Source organism: Streptomyces caelestis (assembly GCF_001279005.1).
GTDB classification, from domain to species: Bacteria; Actinomycetota; Actinomycetes; order Streptomycetales; family Streptomycetaceae; genus Streptomyces; species Streptomyces heliomycini.
This window is the reverse complement of sequence record NZ_LGCN01000220.1, coordinates 39,688-59,535: the sequence shown is the minus strand read 5'-3', so window position 1 is coordinate 59,535 and position 19,848 is coordinate 39,688. Positions and strand designations below refer to the sequence as shown.

Genomic DNA, 19,848 nt, shown 5'->3' with positions numbered 1-19,848 from the left:
CCATGAGCGGTTCCCCGCCCGCCGCGAGCGGCACCCTGCCGCACGCGGCGGCTCCCCCGGGACGGGCACTGCCCCGCCCCGGCTCCCTCGACCTCTACCTCCTGAGGGTCCCCGACGTCCGCGGCACCGCCCTCGACACGGCCGTACTGGACCCGGCCGAACGGCAACGCGCTGCCGAACTGGCCCACGCGGACGACCGGATCCGCTTCACCGCGGCCCACCTGGCGCTGCGCCGACTGCTGGGCGCCTACCTCGGCACCAGCCCCCAGGACATCCGCTACGGCCGCGAGAGCTGCCCGTGCTGCGGCGGACCGCACGGCCGGCCGACCGTTCTGGGCGCTACCCGCGAACTGCACTTCTCGCTCTCCCACCGGGGCGACCTGGTCCTCATGGGAACGGCGGTGGCCCCCATCGGCGTGGACGTGGACCTGATCGCCGACCCGGGCAGCGCCGCCGAACTCGCCGCGATGCTCCACCCGGCCGAACAGGCGGAGATCGAGGCACTGCCGCCCCTCCGCCGCCCCCGCGCGCTGGCCCGCCTGTGGACCCGCAAGGAGGCCTACCTCAAAGGCCTCGGCACGGGCCTCGGCCGCGACCCGGCGGCCGACTACGTGGGCTCCGGAGGCCCGGACGGCCCTCACCCGCCCACCGGCTGGTCCCTCCTGGACGTCCCCGTGGACCGCGGCTACGCGGCGGCGGTGGCCGTCCACGGCGCACTGACGACTTCGCTCCCCCGGGTGAACCGGCTCTGACACCTTCGTCGTCGGGCCGTCGACCACCCCGGCCCGGACCTCGTCAGCCACGGGCGCTCGTCGACGGCGGGCTCGGCGCGCCTGATCCTGGAGGTGGTTCCCCGCCCTGCATCCGTGGCGGTTTTGGGACAGCGGCCGGCCGGTCATGACGAGCCGGGCGTCGGCGCCGGTCACGACGGGCACGGTGCCCCTGGCGAGCCGCCTGCGGGGCCGCAGCGCGAGCACCGGCCCGGATTTTCCCGGGGTGCTCGCGCATTGATGACTACAGTGTTGTAGAAGTCTCTTCTGGAGCATGATCGCTCAACGGTTCCGTACCGGCCGACCCGGCCGGTACGGACCGCCGCAGGCACGGAGGAGACATGGCAGCAGGATGCCGCAGCACCAAGACCACGTAGCCGAATCCCTCGCCCCGTCCGGGTGCCGAAGACTCGCACGCCACTGCCGTGACCTCACGGAGGCCCGCTGGTTCGCCCTCACCGTCTTCGCTTTGATCCTCACCAACGCCGTGCTGCTGGGCCTGGAGACGTACTCCGGAGTCGTCGAGGAGTGGCACCGCTGGTTACGGCTGGCCGAGCACGCCTGTCTGGCCGCGTTCACCGTCGAGATCCTGCTGCGCATGGCCGCGCACGCCGAACGTCCACGGGACTTCTGCAAAGACCCGTGGAACCTCTTCGACCTGGCCGTGGTCCTGTGCGCCTTCCTGCCCGTCGTCCGTGAGAACACCACGGTGCTGCGGCTGCTCAGGCTGGCCAGGGTCCTGCGCACCGCCCGCTTCCTGCCTCAGCTGCGCGTCGTGCTCGTCGCGGTCGCCCGCAGCCTGCCCGGCACCCTGAGCTTCCTGCTCGTCGGCGCCCTGCTTCTGTACGTGTACGCCATGGTCGGCTGGGTCTTCTTCGGCCACCACGACCCCGAGCACTACGGCTCCATCGGCCGCGCCGTCCTCACCCTCTTCCTCCTGATGATGCTCGACGGCATCGGTGACGCGATCCACGCGGGCCTGGAGATATCCCGCTGGAGTCTCCTCTACTACGCCTCCTACGTCCTGCTCGCCTCCTTCGTCCTGGTCAACGTCCTCATCGGCGTCGTCCTCACCTCCCTCGACGAGGCCCGGGACCTGGGCGAGGAGGAAGAGGCGCCGACAGCACGCCACCCGGCTCCGCACCGGGCGGACCAACAGCGACTGCGCCGGCGCATCGAGGCGGCCCGCAGGGCCCTGGACGACCTGGAACGCGAGCTTGCCGTCCGGGCCGGGCCGCCCGGGGACGAAGAAGGGGGCGGGGGACGGACGGCGCGGAGCGCGGAGCCTCGGTCCCGCTGTCCTTGACCACGGCGTCCAGGACTTCCCGGCCGTCGTCCTCGGCTCCGACGAGCGGGTGTTCGTGAAGGGTTCGGTCGCCGAGGGGCCGGCCAGGTCTCCACCGGGGGTGGACTCCTCGTGCGACGAGGGCCGGGCACTGCTCGCGGGACCGAGCGCCGTCCAACCGGTGGCGGCGGAGCCCGGCACGCGCCGGGCCAGGAGCGGCTGCCGAACTCGTGCACGGTAAACGGTGAGGCGTCGAGCTCGTGATCGCCGCTCATCGGTCGTGCGGCGGGGAACGCGTCTCGTGTCGGCTGGTGTGCGTCGACCGCCTTCCGGCCACCCTCGTGCACCTTTGACGCGGACCGCCCAGGACGGGCTGGTCCGCTGGTTCAGCGTGGACCGGTCCACCACCACCCGCGCCGTCGGCGAGGTGCGACCGCTGCCCGCCGAGCGCGGCCGCACCGTCGGCCCCGGCGTGCGACTGCGGACCCCGGCCGAGGTCGTCGACCGTCCCGGTGCCGGCGGGAAGACCGGGATCGTCGACGGCACCGGGACCCGGGTCCGGCGGCCGGGCGCCGGACGTGAGGACCGGGACGGGTTCGTCTCCTGCACGAGCGAGCGGAACGCGGTCAGGACCACGGTCGTCACGGATGGCGACGGCCGGGTGCTGTTCCGCGGCCCGACCGGGCCCGGCAGCTGCGCGGACATCACCCACGCTCCGCCGGCTGGGGCCGGCCGGACTCCTGGCCGACGGCCCCGCGGTGGGGATCCCCGCCGCCGCGGGCCATCGGGGCCTGGCCTCGGCACGGCGGATGGGAACACAAAACCGTGCCGAAGCCTTCGACGCCCCACCGCCGACCGTGCCCGGGCTCGTCAGCCGGTGAAGGCTTCGATGAGGGTCCACAGGGCCAGTGCGGCCATGCACAGGCCGCCGAACCGCTGGACGGTCTTCAGCGGGACGCGCTTGGCGATGAAGCGGCCCGCGAGCAGGGCGAGGGCGGAGACGGACATGAGTGCGGCGGCGGAGCCGATGGCGGTGGGCAGCCAGCCGTTGGTGGCGGCGAGGTTGGCGGTGGTGATCTGGGTGAGGTCGCCCCACTCGCTGATGAAGACGGCCATGAAGGCAGTGGTGTAGACGGGCCAGAAGCCGGTGAGGGCCTTCGCTCCGTCTTCGTCGTCCTCGTCGTCGCCGCTGCGCAGGAGGACGACGGCGCCGAAGGCGAACAGGGCGGCGGAGACGAGCTTGACCGCCATGTCGGGGAGCAGGCTGAGAAGGCTGCCGGCGCCCACGGCGATGGCGACGTGGACGATGAACGCGGTGGAGGTGCCGAACCACACGTACAGGGGGCGCATGCGGGTGCCCATGGCCAGTGAGGCGAACATCGTCTTGTCGGGGAGCTCGGCAAGGAAGATCAGCCCGAAGGCAGTGAGGATCGCCAGGGGGTCGAAAGTCATCCTGGTGCTTTCTGCTGGGCCGGGCCACCGGTTCGCGCAGCAGTGGTGCGGGCGGCGAGAACCGGTTCGGCCCGGCACGACGGATCTGCCCGCACGGATGTGCGGACACGGTGGTCATGCATGGCCGAAGGTCTCGTCCGCCACGGCGATGATGCCGGGGCCCGATGGCCGGGACGGACAAGCCGTCCAGTATGTCGACCAGCGGTATTGCGGGACTACTCCCCTTCGCAGTCCCAAACCCTACACGCTCGGACCCGTCCCGGAGCACCCCGCTGCACTCCGTGACCTCGGGCGGCCGTCCCGGTCCCGGTGGGCAGCCCTCGGCACAGGCCTTCCCGGGACGGCAGGCCGCAGGAGTCCGGCAGGCCGGCTGAAGCGGCCCGCGCACAGGAGCGCCCGAAGTGCGCGGCTACTCCGTGTCAACGGCGTGAGCCGTACCGCCGGCCAAAAACACAGGTTCTCCTGAATCCAGGATTTCCTGTGCGGTCGGGGCGTGCCGACTGCCGCTTCCGGCATCGAGGCGCCGGCCCGGTTCGGCCGCGCGCTCGCCGCCCCGATCCGCTGCCGCGTTCTGCTCGTCCTGCGCGAGGCCCCCGCCTGCCCGGCCGACCTCGCCGACCGTCTCGGGATCTCCCGTACGCGGCTGCCGAACCGTCCGGCGTGCCTGCGGGACTGGGGCCTGGTCGTCACCGTGCCCGACGGCCGCCGCACCCGCTACGCGCTCGCCGACGCACGCCTCGGCCGCGCCCTGGACGACCTGCGCACCGCCGTGGTGGCCGTCGGGACCGACCGCACCCGCGTGGACGCCGGCACGAAGGGCTGCTGCTGACGGCCGCCGGGGTGTCGCTCCCCTCAGGTCGTCCCCGGCCCGCCGCGAAGCGCTCGCCGGCCGCGTACGCCTGCTGGTCGCCGCCCGAGGCGGGTTGCGACGACCTGACCGTCTGCGCCGGAAGCCCCTGTCGCCCCGTCCCGTTCACCGGTCTCGCCGAGGAGAACCGCCGTGCCGGTCCCTGCTGCTGACCCCCGTTCCCACCGCGCTCCGAAGGCGCTCGAGGGCCTGGCCGCCCCGGCCTGCGTGGCGTGCTGCGCGCCGCCCGTCCTGATCACGGCGGGCGCCGTCGGGGCCGGCGCCGGGGCGGTGGCGGGCCGGCTGCCGCCGTCGCGGTCGTCCCGGCCGTGCTCGCCGGCGGGACCCGGTGGTCGGGCCGGCGCCGTCGCTCCTGCTCTTGCGCACCGAAGACCGCGGGTGCGGGCGGATACGGCTGCCGGACGTCCGGGGATCCGCTGAAGATCAGCGGCACGCCCGTCGGTAGGGTCAGCCGGTATGACCGTCGCTCGTTCCCTTGCCCTGTTCGTCGCCGCCGCCCTGTTCGAGATCGGCGGGGCCTGGCTGGTGTGGCAGGGCATCCGTGAGCACAGAGGCTGGATCTGGATCGGCGCCGGCGTGATCGCCCTCGGGCTCTACGGTGTCGTCGCCACCTTCCAGAGTGACGACGACTTCGGGCGGATCCTGGCCGCGTACGGCGGCGTCTTCGTGGCCGGGTCGATCGCCTGGGGGATGGTCGCCGACGGCTACCGCCCCGACCGCTTCGATGTCATCGGTGCGCTGATCTGCCTCGCCGGCATGGCCGTGATCATGTACGCGCCCCGCAACCACTGATCGCCCTCACCCCCCTCCGCCGTCCCAGTGGTCGGGCACCACAGGTGCCACAGGCAGCCGGAGCCGGGACCACAGGGGTGCGCTCCGCCGGCTGCCGGCGCAGGAACCGGCTCCTCGAACCACGACCCTCGGCCGACCGGAGGGGGGAGAGCGGAGGCATCCGACAGCGGCCCTGCCAGGGATCCCCCTCGTTCCTCGATGCAGCCCTGTACGGCCTTGAGGACTTCCTCGTCGCCCAGCACCCGTCTCCCCGGCGTTCTTCGCGGGCGGCCGACGCGCGGCCCTCGGTTGACGTGCTTCCAGCAGGCGGACAGGGCAGTACCCGACTACCGCCCACAGCACCGGCCCTTCACGGAGGCCCACCAGGAAGAGCTCCACGTTCCCAGCCGGCGCCCATCGGATCGCCGGCGGACCTCATGGGGAAGGCCCCCGAAAAGGCCCGCCGGCGGACATCGCACAGACGCGCTGCGGGATCCGTCACGACCTCCAAAAACGCCGGCCCCATGCCGGGGCCGTGCATGGAGTGCGGCGCCACCCGCCCCGCGTCGACGAGACGGCTGCTCAGGACCCGTCCCCCTTGGGCTCGCCCGCCCGGCCGCGGAGCCGACGTGGGCGCGGGTGCGTTCAGCATGGGCCACGGCGGCGCCCACGTCATACCGGACCGCTTCCGCCAAGGACTCCGATGCCGTCCGGTCCGCATCGTCCTCACGACCCGGCAGGCCTCGCACCTCGGCCAGGCGTCGGGTGGGGTCTGGACCGGTCGCGGGAACCGCTCGGGTCGGCGTGTCACCGCGAGGGGGAGATCGTCGACCGGATCGATGCGATCGACATCCCGGTCCTCCTGATCGGCGGGTGGTTCGACGTCTTCCTCGGGTCGGCCCTGGAGATCCACCGGCGCCCGCCCGCACACCCGAGCGTCACACGGACGGCGCCGGGGCGTACTCGAACCAGTCGAAGGCGACCGCGCCCTCGATGGCGTACATGCCGATCACACGGCCGGTGAAGCCGCAGGCGACCTCGGTGGACAGGTAGCGCCCGTCCAGTTCGGCGAGCGGCCGGGCGTCCGGAGCGTCGGGGTCGTCGAGCCAGAAGGAGATGGTGTCGGGGCCCGTGGTGCCGCCGTCGGTGAGTTCGGGCGACGCGGGCACGAGGCCTGACGTCCGGATCGTGACGGTGAGGGGCAGTGGCCCGGCCGGGACCGGCCGACGGGCCACGGTCTGGCGCAGCGGCCCGATCCGGGCGACGACGCCGACCTCCCCGTCCCCGGCCTCCAGTTCGTAGTGGTGGGCCTCGTCCAGGCGTACGCAGAGACCACCGCGTCCCGTACCCGGGTCGATCATGGTGGTGACGCGGCAGTCGTGGTGCTGCTGGCGGCGGCCGACGAAGGTGTACCCGGGGCGGTCGAGGGTGGGGCCGGTGGCGCTGAGAACCAGCCGGCCGGGGCGCTCGGCGAGCGACCAGGACCCCTCCGTGCGGACGAACGGCGAAATCCAGTGCGGCGCGAGAGCGGCCCCGTCGAAGTCGTCGCGGGCGGGCGGTGCCGGAACGGGATGCCAGGCGCCGCCCGGGGCCGCGTGGTTCTCGGGAACGGGCGCGACGACGGGCCAGCCGTCCTCGTCCCACTCCACGGGGGTCAGGAACGTCTCGCGGCCGAGCACGTGCACGTCGGGCGTGAAGCCGCGGGGGCGGACGCCGAGCAGCATCATCCACCAACTGCCGTCGGGAGCCTGCACCAGGTCGGCGTGGCCGGTGTTCTGGATGGGGCGGGCGGTACCGCTGTGGGACAGCAGGGGGTTGGCGGGTGCGCCCTCCCAGGGACCGCGCGGCGAGCGGCTGCGGGCTATGGACACACTGTGGCCGCGTTCCGTGCCGCCTTCCGCGATCAGCAGGTACCACCAGTCGCCGATGCGGTAGAGGTGCGGCGCCTCGGGGTACTTGAGGCCGCTGCCCGACCAGGTGGCGAAAGGCCCCTCCAGCACCTCGCCCCCGACCGGGTCGATCCTGGCCGTGTTGATGCCCCCTTCGGGGCCGGAGAAGGCGCACCAGCAGGTGCCGTCCTCCTCCCACGCCAGGTCGGGGTCGATCCCGTTCAGGTCGATCCACACCGGGTCGCTCCACGGCCCCTCGGGCCGTTCGGCCGAGACGACGAAGTTGCCGCCACCGTCGACATGGGTGCTGACGACCCAGTAGCGGCCGTCGTGGTGGCGGATCGTGGGGGCGTAGAGGCCTCCGGACGCCTTGGCGCCGGGGAGGGGCAGCGGCAGTTGCCCGGGCCGGTCGAGCACGTTGCCGATCTGCTCCCAGTGCACGAGGTCCTTGCTGTGGAAGAGCGGCAGCCCGGGGAAGTACTCGAAGCTGGAGCACACCAGGTAGTAGTCGTCGCCGACCCGGCACACGCTCGGATCAGGGTGGAACCCGCTGATCACAGGGTTGTCGTACATGTGCACGAAAACGTCTTCCCTTCGAGCCGCCGGGCGCCGTGGAGCGAGTCTAGGCGTACCGCCCGGGGACGTGGGCCGGATTCAGGACGGGCCAGAGCCGTCGCCGGCATCGGCCGCCACATCCTGCGCCATGCCGAGGAAGCGCCGGATCGCATCGACCGGCATGTCGAGCCCTTCGGACGCCGCCTGCTCGTCGCCGAACACCTGCACGGCCTCGGCGACAGCCACAGCCAGTTCGACCTCTGCCTTGCGGGCCTTCGCCTCGGCCTTGTCCACGGTGTCGACCACCGCCAACTGGCGGCGCTGCTTCTCCTGAAGCCTCTGCTTACGGGAAAGGTTCTTGTCGGAACTCTGCACAGACATGACCAAGATCATAATCGGTTCGTGTGCGCACCCGACGCCCCTCGTCCCCGCGGGCCCGCTCCAGCGTCCCGCACTCCTCATGGAAGCGCTCGTCGACCGCGTCCGCGCGACCTCCTCCGACCTGAGCGTGACCGGTCTCGACGCCGTACCGGCCGTGGCCGGAACGGACCCGCCCCCGGCCTCGGCCCGAACTCGCCCCGGCCGAGGCCGGGGCGAGTTCGGGCCGAGGATCAAAACGACCCTCACCACCCGGGATCCAGCTCCTGCGCACAGGGCGTGGGACTTCGAAGGAGTGGTCAGGGCGCCGTGCAGGCAGTGCCGTTGAGGGTGTAGGAGCCGGGTGGCGCCGTGTTGCCGGTGTGGACGGCCTGGAAGCCGATGTCGACGGAGGCGCCGGGGGCGATGGTGGTGTTGTGGGCGACGTTCCTGGCGGTCACCCGGCCGGAGACGGGGGAGTAGTCCGCGTTCCAGCCGGAGGTGATGGTCTGGCCGTTCGGCAGGGTGAACCCGAGGGACCAGCCGTCGACCGCCGTCGTGCCGGTGTTGGTGACGGTGATGTTCGCAGTGAGCCCGGTGTTCCAGGCGCTGACGGTGCCCGTGACCCGGCAGGTGGCGGTCTCCGGCGGCGGCTCGGTGGCCTGGAACTGGGTGAAGAACCTCCACACCTCACCCGGCAGCCAGGTCCTGGTGCCGTTGTCACCTGGGGATCCGTCCTGCGGGGCGGCGATGTGGCCTTCGTCGAACGCGGCCCAGGCGACCGGGTGGCCGGCCGAGCAGCCCGAGTAGGTGGTGACCCGGTGCGTCAGGCTGCCCGGTGCCGGCTCGGGCGGGTTCTGGGAGGTGCAGCCGTTGTTCCTGACGAACCGGTCGCGCATCGCCCGTCCGCCGGAGATGCCGAGGACGCTGTCCCTGAGGCCGTGCACTCCGAGGTAGGCGATGGGCTGGGTGCCGCCGCTGCATCCGCTGAGCTGCCCGCCGCTCTGGACGGCGACGGCGCGGAAGACCGTCGCACGGGAACACGCCAGGGAGTACGACATGGCGGCGCCGTAGCTGAATCCCAGGGCGAAGCGCTGTGTCGTGTCGACGCACAGGTCCGCCTCGATCCGCCTGATCATGTCGTCGACGAACGCGATGTCCTCCCCGCCGGTGTTGGCCCAGCCGTTGTTGAGGCCTTGCGGTGCGACGAAGACGGTGCTGTCGCCCGCCAGTCGCTGGAGCCCGTAGTACGCCCAGGTGCCCGTTTCCACGGTGCGGCCCGTGGCGACGTCGCTCGAGGTGCCGCCCAGCCAGTGGAATCCGAACACCAGCCGGTGGGCGCGGCTGCGGTCGTAGCCGTCGGGGATTCTCAGGATGAAGGTGCGGTTCTTGCCGCCGCTGACGATGGTGTGGGTCCCGCTCGTGAGGGTGGGGGCCTTGCCGCAGCCGGGACTGGGGGCGGCGGTGTCGGCGGATGCGGCAGCCGTGCGGGGGGCGGAGAGCGGAGGGTTCTCGCCCCTGCTGTGGCCCAGTGCCGTGCCCGCCGTGCTCAGGACCAACAGCGCCGCGACCACGGCAGGCCATAAGAGGCTTCTCGTCCTCGACATGAAACTCCTGTTCCTGGAAGGTGGTTGCTCACGCGCGGGACCACTTCTGGCCGGCCTGGCCGTTGCAGGTCCACAGGACCAGCGGGGTCCCGTTGCCGGTCGCGGCGCCGTTGGCGTCGAGGCACAGTCCGGCGTGGACGTTGCGGATCGACCCGTCGGCGCCGACGGTCCACTTCTGGTTGCTCTGGCCGTTGCAGGGCCAGGTGATGACACGGGTGCCGTTGGCGGTGCCCTGCTCGTAGGCGTCCAGGCACTTGTCGCCGAAGACGCGGATCTCGCCACCGGCCCATGTGGTCCACAGCTGGTTGGCGGCCGTGTGACAGTCCCAGATCAGCACCGTCGCACCCGCGGCGGTGGAGGCGTCGTCCACGTCCGCGCAGCGGCCGGACGCGTTGCCCCGCAGACGGGACGTGGTGGCGGGCAGAGGGCTGCCGCCGGTCACCCGGAACACGGCGACGCCGTGTGCGGGGACGCTCGCCGAGATCTGCCCGGACGTGCTCGACGTGCCGCCGCTCCACAGGTCGGTGAGGGTGAACGACCCGCCGGAAAGACCGGCTTGGGCGGCCGTCGTGGTCACCGTAGCGGTGCCGGCCCCCCGGTTGAACAGGCCCACCGCGACCGAACCGTCCGCCAGCGGTTTGGCGAACACCTCGGTGGCGCCGTCGTCGCGGACCCTGCGCCCGCCCGCGCCCAGCGGGTCCTGGTTGACCGCCAGCAGACGTGGGCTGCGCAGGATCGCGCTCACGTCGGCGGACATGGTGCGGATGTCGTTGCCGGCCATGAGCGGGGCGCCCAGCAGCGCCCACAGGGCGAAGTGGGAGCGGGACTCGGTCAGCGACAGACCGGGGCGGCCGACGACCAGCATGTCGGGGTCGTTCCAGTGTCCTGGCCCCGACTGCGCGGCCAGCGGAGCGGTGACGTCGAGGACGTTGCCGACGCCCATGGGATAGCTGTTGGTGTTGCCGTTCTGCCAGATGTCGAGCAGGTCCTCGGTGGTCCGCCACAGGTCGGCGACCTCGCCCCAGTTGTACGCGGCGCCGGTGGGGGCGTGCAGGCTGTTGGGGTTGATGCTGTAGACGATCGGCCGCCCGGTGGCGCGCAGGGCGTCGCGCATGAGCGTGAACCGCGCCACCTGCTCGTCACGGGTCCCGCTCGGGGAGCACCAGTCGTACTTGAGGTAGTCGACGCCCCACGAGGCGAAGGTCGCGGCGTCCTGGGCTTCGTGGCCCCTGCTGCCCGTGGCTCCCGGGTAACTCCCCACGGCCTGCGCGCAGGTGCGCTCGCCGGGCGCCTGGTAGATGCCGAACTTCAGTCCCTTGCCGTGGATGTAGTCCCCGAGCGCCTTCATCCCACTGGGGAACTTGGCCGGATCGGCCCGGAGGTCGCCCCGGGCGTCGCGCTGCGGATCGAACCAGCAGTCGTCGACCACGACGTACCGGTAGCCGGCGTCCCGCATGCCCGAGGACACCATCGCGTCGGCGGCCTGGCGGACCTGGGCCTCGGTGATCCCGCACCCGAAGCTGTTCCAGCTGTTCCACCCCAGCGGTGGGGTGGACGCCGGACTGCCCGGTGCGGCCGACGCGGTGGACTCGGCTGTGGCCGTCACGGACATGGCCGCCGTCAGTGCGACGGCCGTGAGGAGGCGGCGCAGTCGTCCGCCTGATCGTCTGGACACCAAGGGCTCCTTCGGAGGGGATTCGAAATTTCGAGCCTCGTTCGGAAATTCGTGGTGTCAGGGATGTTAGGGGGGAGTCCGGTCGTGTCAACAGTCCGCGGTGCGGCAACTTCAGTCACCTGCAAAGGATCGACGGTCCGCCGTTCGAATGTTTCGACCGATCTCCGAATAGTGCGAGAAGTATTGACGGCGTCCGTCGGCCCCCTATCATCCAGACTGCTCGACCTTTCGATCCGCGTTCGAAATACCAAACGGAGCAAGCCGTCCCCAGGGGGCGAGGCGCGAGGAGGGCACCCCGCAGTGGAAATGTCATGGACTCATCAATCGATTTCCCGTCGCCGTGCGCTGGCCGCCGGCACCGGCCTGGCCGCCGGCGCCCTGCTTCCCCACGGTCGTGCCCTCGCGGCCGCCGAGGCGTACACGAACCCGGTGATCTGGCAGGACTTCGCGGACATCGACGTCATCCGCGTCGGCGACACCTACTACGCCTCGGCCTCGACGATGCACTACTCGCCGGGCGCCCCCGTCCTGCGGTCGTACGACCTGGTGAACTGGGAGATCGCCGGCCACTCGGTGCCCGTGCTCGACTTCGGCGCCAAGTACGACCTGAACGGCGCCCGAGGTTATGTCAGAGGCATCTGGGCGTCGTCACTGGCCTACCGGCCGAGCAACAGGACCTTCTACTGGCTCGGCCAGATCGATTTCGCCCGGACGTACATCTACACCGCCACCGCGGTGGAGGGGCCCTGGAACAGGCTGACGACGATCAGCACCCCCTACTACGACGCCGGACTGCTCGTCGACAGCGACGACACCCTGTACGTGGCGTACGGGAACACCACCATCAGCGTGGCCCAGCTCTCCCCCGACGGCCGCAGCCAGGTCCGTACGCAGGAGGTCTTCAGGACTCCTTCGAGTGTGGGCACCCTCGAAGGCGCCCGCTTCTACAAGATCAACGGGCAGTACTACATCTTCCTGACCCGCCCCGCGAACGGCCAGTACATCCTGAAGTCGTCCGGTGGCCCCTTCGGTCCGTACACGATGCGGCAGGTCCTGCTCGACCTGCGTGGACCGATCCCCGGCGGCGGCGTCCCCCACCAGGGCGGACTGGTGCGGACACAGAGCGGCGCCTGGTACTACCTCGCCTTCGTCGACGCGTATCCCGGCGGCCGCATGCCCGCCCTGGCGCCGGTCACCTGGACCGCGGACGGCTGGCCCGTCGTGCAGCTCGTGAACGGCGCGTGGGGCGCGTCGTACCCCCGCCCGGCCGTACCCGCCCCGCCCCGCCAGGTCACCCCGATGACCGGCGTCGACACCTTCGACGGCACGACCCTCAAGCCGAGATGGGAGTGGAACCACAACCCGGACCCCACCAAGTGGTCGGTCGGCGACGGCCTGACCCTGCGGACCGCGACCGTCACCCAGGACCTCTACTGGGCCCGCAACACCCTCACGCACCGCATCCAGGGCCCCACCTCCACCGCCACGGTCCAGCTCGACCACTCCGCCATGCGGGACGGCGACCGGACCGGACTCGCGCTGCTGCGGGACTCCTCGGCCTGGATCGGCGTCAAACGCGACGGCGGCGTGACACGGGTGGTGATGGTCACCGGGCTGACCATGGACACCAGCTGGAACACCACCCACACCGGCTACGAGGTCGCGAGCGCTCCCCTCTCCGGCGGCCGCGTCTGGCTGCGCGCCAACGCGGACATCCGCCCCGGCGCGCCACGCCCCGGCACCTTCTCCTACAGCACCGACGGCACCACCTTCACCCGCCTCGGACCCGCCTTCTCCATGGGCAACGACTGGCGGTTCTTCATGGGCTACCGATTCGCCCTGTTCAACCACGCCACACAGGCGCTCGGCGGCGCGGTCCGCGTCACACGGTTCGAGCTGTCCACGCCCTGAACCGGTCCGGCGAACGGCGCCACCCCGTCACCCCCACCCCTACGAGGAGCCTCATGAACCCGCTGAAACGGCTCGGCATGCGCCGGGCCTCCGTCGTGGGCCTGCTGGCCGCGACCGTCCTGGTCACCCCGGGAACCGCGACCGGCTCACCCGCCGTCGCCGCCCAGGCCTCCACCCCGGGCGCCCAAGCCGCCCAGTCCGGACGGTACTCCGGGGCCGCCGCACCTTCCGCACACGCGGCCGACCCCACCACCATGACGAGTGGGTTCTACGTGGACCCCGACTCCAGCGCGAAGAGGTGGGCGGCCGCCAACCCCGGGGACGGCCGGGCCGCCGCCATCAACGCCTCGATCGCCAACACGCCGATGGCCCGCTGGTTCGGCTCCTGGAGCGGCACCATCGGCACCGCCACCGGGGCCTACGTGGGAGCGGCGGACCACGCGGACAAACTGCCCCTCCTCGTCGCCTACAACATCTACAACCGCGACTACTGCGGCGGGCACTCCGCGGGCGGAGCCGCTTCGCCGTCCGCCTACGCGAACTGGATCGCCCAGTTCGCCGGCGGTATCGGCACCCGCCCGGCCGTCGTCGTCCTCGAACCGGACTCCCTCGGCGACTACGGCTGCATGACACAGGGCCAGATCGACGAACGCGAGGCCATGCTCACCAACGCCCTCGCTCAGTTCGGCCGCCAGGCTCCCAACACCTGGGTCTACATGGACGCCGGCAACCCGGGCTGGGCCAGTCCCGCGACCATGGCCCGGCGCCTCCACGAAGCCGGCCTCCGCCAGGCGCACGGCTTCTCCCTCAACGTCTCCAACTACTTCACCACCGCCGAGAACACCGCCTTCGGCAACGCCGTCAACAGCGAGCTCGCTGCCCGCTACGGCTACACCAAGCCGTTCGTCGTGGACACCAGCCGCAACGGCAACGGCTCCAACGGCCAGTGGTGCAACCCCGCGGGCCGTCGCACGGGCACACCCACCCGGACGGGCGGAGGCGCCGAGATGCTGCTGTGGATCAAGACCCCGGGGGAGTCCGACGGCAACTGCGGAGTCGGAGCCGGCTCCACGGCCGGACAGTTCCTCCCGGAGGTCGCCTACAAGATGATCTACGGCTACTGAGCCGTTCTCGGCCTCATGCCGATGCGTGGTGAAGGGTGAGGACCGCCTTCACGATGTCGGTGATGCGGTGGGTGCCCGCAGCGGGGCCTCCGCGGCGGGCGCCGGCCGTGCGGGGCGGCCGTGGCCCAGCACGCGGGCCCCGCCTCCGTGAGGGCACGGACGATCCCGTGTGCGCGGGGCGCGGTCAGGTCGTGGGTGGCGCCTGGCAGCGCGGGGGAGGCTCCTGGCCGCCGCCCGAACGGGTCCGTGGGGCCGGGACCGTTCATCCCGTGCCGCTCGTGCTTTTCGGAGCAGTGCGAAGTGTCCGCGGCGACCTCCCCCAGCCTTCGGCCGGGGGCGTCTCCCGGCCGAAGGCTGCGGGAGTGCCGCCCAGGATCACGAAGGCCTTCGTCCGTGCCGTCGCCGTCGCCTCGGCCCGGCTCGGTGCGAGAGCCGCGAGCACTTCAACGGCCTCGCGCACGCAGCGACGGACGGTTGCGACGCCGATGCCGAACCCGGCGGCAGACCGCACGTAGGTGCCGCCGCACCGCAGGTGGGCCAGGGCGGCCCGGCCGCCGCCACCGGGTGCCGGCCTCCCGCCGCCGGACGACGAGTCACCCGGTCGGGTACCGCAGGGTGCGGCTGGACAGATCCATGGACGACGGGTGGACGGACCGGGACACGACCTCCCCGGTGAGCGGGACCGGGACCGGGCTCGTCCTTCGACCTCTACCCGAAAACGCGCCGGCACCCCGGCTACCGCCCTACATGCCGTACCCCTGGCGTGCGTCACTGCACGCCCCCGGCGCATCCGACCGTACCGGCGGGGCGGAATCACCCGCACCCCGTCGCCGAGGGGGCGCGCCCGGATCGACTATGAGGAGACCGTGCCCCCACCGACCGGGCCGACCGGCCGGACCGTCTCTTCACCGAGCACCGCGTGATCGACGGGATCCGCCTCGTGACTTTGCACGGCGTGATCGATGACGACGCCCAGGACATGCTCTGCGAGGCCCTGCTGGACGAGGAAGGGACTGCGTCGACGCGGATCGTCGCTGATCTCAGCGGGGTGACCTTCATGGACTCCACCGGCGTCAACGTCTTCGTCGCGGCGCATCCGCGGACAACGGAGGCAGCAGGGCGGGTACGCGTCGCCGGCGCCCAGCGGCCTGTCCGGCGCGTGCCGCAGGTGACCGGCGCCGGCGCCTTCATCGCCTGCCGTCCCGGCACCGGGCAGGCCCTGACCGCCTGACACTCCCGTTGCGGTTCGCCCTCCCCGCCGGTCGGAGGCGTCTTCTCGAGGCTCTTCGGCTGCCGTGGTGTCAGATGCCGGAGGTTCGTCACCCCCACTGTGGCGGTCCGCTGTGATGGTCATACAGGATCCGCGGTCCGACGTCTGATCGCGCGGCGCCGTGCGGGGAGACCCCGCGATCCTCGCGCAAGCGCTCCGGTCCTCGGAGCGGCCGCACCACGGGGGTCCGGTCCGACCGTGATCCGGGGCACGAGTCGATCGGCGACGGGAAGCGTGGCCGATGCCCCGTCATGGTCGCCGGAGGCACACGAGCGCCTGAGCGCCCGGCCGCCCGTATCGCCGTGAACCGACCGTCGGCGACTGACGTCCCGACGGGCTCCCGGGTTTCCTGAGGCGCCCCGGAGAGCCGACATCCGGGGAAAGGCGGCTCCGCCCCACCGGACCGCAGTAGGGTGATCTCCCTCACATCGCGCCGCGGCGGTCGATGACGCGGTGGCTCGAGACCGGACACCTGGAACGGAAATCGGCCGCACGGGAATCTCGGCTACCGTACTCCCGCCGACCACGAGGCCTCCTCGACGGTCCGACCACCACACCGATGGTCTCCGCCGAAGCGGAGCGAGCTCGGGTCGACACCGCCTGCATCGGGGTAGGCCAGTTGAGCGAAAACGCCCGTGAGCGACACGGTCCCCCGACCGCCACCACGACAAGGAGTGCTCCATGTCCCGAACGGACTTACCGGGTTCGTCCGCACCGAGTGCCGAGGGCCAGCCGGAACTGAAGCGGGTGATGGGCCCGGGCCTGCTGTTGCTGTTCATCGTCGGCGACGTCCTCGGGACCGGGATCTACGCGTTGACCGGACAGGTCGCGGGGGAGGTCGGAGGCGCGGCATGGCTGCCGTTCGTCATCGCGTTCGCCGTCGCGCTGGTCACCGCCTGCTCCTACCTGGAGCTGGTGACCAAGTACCCGCAGGCCGCCGGCGCCGCCCTGTACGTGCACAAGGCGTTCGGCAAGCACTTCCTGACCTTCCTGGTGTGCTTCACCGTGATGTGCTCCGGTATCACCTCGGCGTCAGCGGCCTCGCGGGCCTTCGCGGCGAACCTGGTGACGGGCTTCGGAATCGACGCGGGGAACACCCTCGTCCTGCTGATCGCCCTCGGCTTCATGTGCCTGGTGCTGCTGGTCAACCTCCTCGGTGTCACGGAGAGCCTCAAGGTCAACGTGCTGCTGACCGTGGTGGAGCTTTCCGGTCTGCTCCTCGTCGTCCTGATCAGCGGCTACTTCATCGCGGGCGGAAACGCGGACTTCTCCCGTGCCGTCGCCTTCGAAACCGCCTCGGACAAGGGCGTGTTCCTGGCGGTGAGCACCGCGACGTCGCTGGCTTTCTTCGCGATGGTCGGCTTCGAGGACTCGGTCAACATGGCGGAAGAGACGAGGGACCCGGCGCGCGTCTTTCCGCGCGTGATGTTCACCGGTCTGGGTGTCACCGGGCTGATCTACGTCCTGGTGTCCGTCTGCGCCGTGGCTGTGGTCCCCGTGGGTCGGCTCGCCTCCAGCGAGACTCCGTTGGCCACCGTGGTGCAGACGGCCGCACCCGACTTCCCCATCTCCGACTTGTTGCCGTTCATCTCCATGTTCGCGGTGGCCAACTCCGCACTGATCAACATGCTGATGGCCAGCCGCCTGCTGTACGGCATGAGCAAGCAGGGGGTGCTGCCGCCCTCCCTGTCCAAGGTGCACGCCGTACGGCGTACTCCACAGGTGGCGATCCTGTTCACCACCGCCATCGCTTTCGGCCTCATCACCTTCGTCTCGCTCCAACCCGACAGCCCGGTCGTGGCCCTGCTGGGCGGAACGACGTCGCTGCTCCTCCTCACGGTGTTCGCGGGCGTCAACCTCTCGGTCCTCGTGCTGCGCCGGGACAGGGTCGACACGCCGCACTTCAGAGCGGGCCGGCTGCTGCCCGTGGCGGGTGCGCTCACTTGTCTCTACCTGGTCCTGCCCTGGTCCTCCGGACGCCCCGCCGATCAGTACCGCATCGCAGGGGTCCTGCTGCTGATCGGTGTGGCCCTGTGGGCGATCACCTGGCTCATCCGGCGCGGCGCGTCCGTCTCCGACCTCGACCGGCCGGACGAGACCGCACATCACTGAGTGCCCCTGCCTCCACCGGGCGGTTCACGGACCCCGCGCCGCAGCCCGCCGGCCGAGCCGGCCCGGTCATCGGGAGTGCGTCCCCGGCGTATGACCGAACGCACGGCGGAACACATCGATGAAGGCACTGGTGGACGACCACCCGCACTGGTTCGCGACCTTGGTCACCGGTGTCCGCTCGGCCAGCAGGACCAGTGCGTGGTGGAGTCGCAGCTGGGTGCGCCACTGGGGGAACGTCATGCCGAGGTCCTTGTTGAACAGCCGGGAGAGCGTGCGGTCGCTCGCGCCGACCTCCCGCCCCAGCTCGGCGAGTGTGCGGTTGTCCGACGGGTCGGCCCTCAGGAGGTCGCACACCGTCCCCAGCAGGGGGTTGCTCGGTGTGGGCAGGTGCAAGGGCTGCTGCACCGAGATCCGTAGCCGGTCGAGCAGCACCGCGCGCAGCCGCGTCCGCTCCGGGCTGTCGTCGTCCTCCGTGCGGGTGTAGGCGATGATCAGCTCGCGCAGCAGCGGACTCACGGAAAGCACGGTGGGGGCGTCCAGGCACAGGGGATTTTCCCGTGCGGGCAGCCCCACGAGGTGCAGTTCCAGATCGCCGTGTGCCTGGTGGGCGTGGACGGTGTCGGCGGGAACCCAGATGGCGCGGTTCGCCGGAGCCACCCAGGAACCGGCGCTCGTGGTCACGGACAGGACGCCTCGGCCCGCGTAGACGATCTGGTGGTCGTCGTGTCGGTGCGCGTCGATCTCCGCCCCCGACGCCAGTCGCTGAGTGCGGGTGGGGGCCACGGGCGTGTGGCGGACTTCCGTCATCGTCTGGCAGCTTATCGGAAGCGCGACAGACAGGGCACCGCCCACGATAGCGAGGTGCGAAGAAAACTCTCGATCACGCTCTTGTCCGTCGGGCACGGTTGCGTCGACGTCTACCAAGGCGCCGTCGCCTCCCTCGTGCCCTTCTTCGTCGCCGAGCGCGCGTACAGCTATGCCGCCGCCTCAGGCATCGTGCTCGCCGCCTCGTTGCTGTCCTCGGTGGCCCAGCCGGTCTTCGGCATGCTGACCGACCGCCGGGCGATGCCCTGGCTGCTGCCGGTCAGCACCCTGCTCGCAGGGGTGGGCATCGCGCTGAGCGGGGTGAGCGACTCCTATGCGGTGACGCTGGCGGTCGTCGCGGTGTCCGGGGTCGGTGTGGCCGCGTACCACCCGGAGTCCGCACGGGTGGCCAGGGTCGCCGGCGACGGCAGCCACAGTGCGATGGGATGGTTCTCGCTGGGCGGCAACCTGGGCTTCGCGCTGGCCCCGGTCATGGTCGCCGCCGTGGTCGCCGTCGGCGGACTGGGCCTCACACCGCTGCTCGTGCTGCCGGCCGCGGTCGGCGCCGCGCTGTGCCTGCCCGTGCTGCGCGTGCTGGAGACCCGCCTGTCCGAAGCGGCCGCATCGAGCGTGAGGGCGAAGGACGACAAGGCGTCCTTCGTGCGGCTCTCGCTGGCCGTGGTGTGCCGCTCCATCGCCTTCATCGGCCTGAGCACGTTCGTCTCCCTGTACGCCACCGAGCGCATGAACGGCAGCAAGGCCGCCGGCACGGCCGCACTGTTCCTCCTGTACCTGGGCGGCGCGGTGGGCAGCGTGCTGGGCGGTGCGCTGGCGAACCGCTGGGACCGGGTCCGGGTCTCGCGCTGGTCGTACCTGCTGACGGCCGGATCGATCGCCGGTCTGGTTTTCGTCCCCGGCCCGGCCCTCTACCTGTTCGTCATCCTGACCTCCGCCGGTCTGTACATTCCGTTCTCGCTCCAGGTCACGCTCGGTCAGGACTACCTGCCCTCTCGGGTCGGCACCGCCAGCGGTATCACCCTCGGTCTCACCGTGAGCATCGGCGGTCTGATCAGTCCGGTCATCGGAGCCCTCGCCGACCGGACGTCGCTGCAGACCGCCCTGGCGCCACTCGTCCTGATGCCCCTCCTCGCCTGGCTCCTGTTCCACACCCTGCCCGAACCCGCCGTGCCGTCCTCCGGCGGTGCGGTACCGAAGGGAGAAGAAGCCGATGCCGAACACTCTCCCGTCCAGCCCGGTCTCCGCTGAGGAATCGGAACCTCCTCTCCGATCGGGCACAGGGACCGGTGACACGACGCTCCCGCCGACCGCGGAGAGGTGCCCGCTGCTGGCCTGGGGCTGCACGTCCACCACCAGCACGCCGACCTGGCGCCTGTTGTC

15 protein-coding genes and 1 pseudogene are annotated in these 19,848 nt (G+C 71.4%); 9 read left to right on the top strand and 7 right to left on the bottom strand.

Going from position 1 to position 19,848, the window contains the following annotated elements; translation table 11 throughout:
* The first annotated feature begins 2 nt into the window (after positions 1-2).
* Positions 3-752, top strand: a complete 750-nt coding sequence (locus ADK41_RS26905) for a 4'-phosphopantetheinyl transferase family protein (protein WP_078662166.1) — start codon at positions 3-5, stop codon at positions 750-752.
* Positions 753-1,122: 370 nt separating this feature from the next.
* Positions 1,123-2,076 (top strand): ion transporter, encoded by a 954-nt coding sequence (locus ADK41_RS26900; RefSeq protein WP_030834882.1) that lies wholly within the window; start codon positions 1,123-1,125, stop codon positions 2,074-2,076.
* A gap of 849 nt (positions 2,077-2,925) precedes the next feature.
* Here the strand turns inward: ADK41_RS26900 and ADK41_RS26895 are convergent.
* On the bottom strand, positions 2,926-3,507 hold the full coding sequence (locus tag ADK41_RS26895; protein ID WP_030834879.1) for a TMEM165/GDT1 family protein: 582 nt from the start codon (positions 3,505-3,507) through the stop codon (positions 2,926-2,928).
* Positions 3,508-4,000: 493 nt separating this feature from the next.
* Here ADK41_RS26895 and ADK41_RS26890 point away from each other — a divergent pair, with 493 nt between their 5' ends.
* Both ADK41_RS26890 and ADK41_RS26885 read left to right on the top strand, forming a co-directional pair.
* The gene (locus ADK41_RS26890) at positions 4,001-4,336 is read left to right on the top strand and encodes an ArsR/SmtB family transcription factor (RefSeq protein ID WP_030834876.1); all 336 of its coding nucleotides are present in this window, start codon (positions 4,001-4,003) and stop codon (positions 4,334-4,336) included.
* Positions 4,337-4,831: 495 nt separating this feature from the next.
* Positions 4,832-5,167 carry a YnfA family protein gene (locus ADK41_RS26885; protein WP_030834873.1) on the top strand — a complete coding sequence of 112 codons (336 nt, stop codon included), beginning with the start codon at positions 4,832-4,834 and terminating at the stop codon, positions 5,165-5,167.
* A 917-nt stretch (positions 5,168-6,084) separates the two neighbouring features.
* Here ADK41_RS26885 and ADK41_RS26880 read toward each other — a convergent pair.
* The 4 genes from ADK41_RS26880 to ADK41_RS26865 all read right to left on the bottom strand — a co-directional run bounded on the left by ADK41_RS26880 (position 6,085) and on the right by ADK41_RS26865 (position 11,229).
* The gene (locus ADK41_RS26880) at positions 6,085-7,608 is read right to left on the bottom strand and encodes a glycoside hydrolase family 43 protein (protein WP_030834870.1); all 1,524 of its coding nucleotides are present in this window, start codon (positions 7,606-7,608) and stop codon (positions 6,085-6,087) included.
* A gap of 81 nt (positions 7,609-7,689) precedes the next feature.
* On the bottom strand, positions 7,690-7,971 hold the full coding sequence (locus ADK41_RS26875) for a hypothetical protein (RefSeq protein WP_234319073.1): 282 nt from the start codon (positions 7,969-7,971) through the stop codon (positions 7,690-7,692).
* 296 nt (positions 7,972-8,267) lie between these two features.
* Positions 8,268-9,554, bottom strand: coding sequence for a cellulose binding domain-containing protein (locus tag ADK41_RS26870; protein WP_030834864.1), 1,287 nt, complete (start codon positions 9,552-9,554; stop codon positions 8,268-8,270).
* 28 nt (positions 9,555-9,582) lie between these two features.
* On the bottom strand, positions 9,583-11,229 hold the full coding sequence (locus tag ADK41_RS26865; protein WP_030834861.1) for a glycoside hydrolase family 27 protein: 1,647 nt from the start codon (positions 11,227-11,229) through the stop codon (positions 9,583-9,585).
* A gap of 306 nt (positions 11,230-11,535) precedes the next feature.
* Between ADK41_RS26865 and ADK41_RS26860 the strand changes: the two genes are divergently transcribed.
* Complete coding sequence (locus tag ADK41_RS26860) at positions 11,536-13,140, top strand: glycoside hydrolase family 43 protein (RefSeq protein WP_199821928.1); 1,605 nt, start codon at positions 11,536-11,538, stop codon at positions 13,138-13,140.
* 53 nt (positions 13,141-13,193) lie between these two features.
* Positions 13,194-14,264, top strand: a complete 1,071-nt coding sequence (locus tag ADK41_RS26855) for a glycoside hydrolase family 6 protein (protein ID WP_234319071.1) — start codon at positions 13,194-13,196, stop codon at positions 14,262-14,264.
* A gap of 13 nt (positions 14,265-14,277) precedes the next feature.
* On the opposite strand, the pseudogene ADK41_RS39860 reads toward ADK41_RS26855, so the two are convergent.
* Positions 14,278-14,899 (bottom strand): annotated as a pseudogene (locus tag ADK41_RS39860) (IS5/IS1182 family transposase).
* A 284-nt stretch (positions 14,900-15,183) separates the two neighbouring features.
* On the opposite strand from ADK41_RS39860, the gene ADK41_RS26850 reads away from it, so the two are divergent.
* Positions 15,184-15,495, top strand: a complete 312-nt coding sequence (locus ADK41_RS26850; protein ID WP_051843542.1) for an STAS domain-containing protein — start codon at positions 15,184-15,186, stop codon at positions 15,493-15,495.
* 720 nt (positions 15,496-16,215) lie between these two features.
* On the top strand, positions 16,216-17,646 hold the full coding sequence (locus ADK41_RS26845; RefSeq protein ID WP_030834851.1) for an APC family permease: 1,431 nt from the start codon (positions 16,216-16,218) through the stop codon (positions 17,644-17,646).
* A gap of 66 nt (positions 17,647-17,712) precedes the next feature.
* Here the strand turns inward: ADK41_RS26845 and ADK41_RS26840 are convergent, their stop codons facing one another.
* A complete protein-coding gene (locus ADK41_RS26840) occupies positions 17,713-18,453 on the bottom strand; it encodes an AraC family transcriptional regulator (protein ID WP_030834849.1) in 741 nt (246 codons plus the stop codon).
* A 54-nt stretch (positions 18,454-18,507) separates the two neighbouring features.
* On the opposite strand from ADK41_RS26840, the gene ADK41_RS26835 reads away from it, so the two are divergent.
* A complete protein-coding gene (locus ADK41_RS26835) occupies positions 18,508-19,716 on the top strand; it encodes an MFS transporter (RefSeq protein WP_051843540.1) in 1,209 nt (402 codons plus the stop codon).
* Positions 19,717-19,848: the final 132 nt, after the last annotated feature.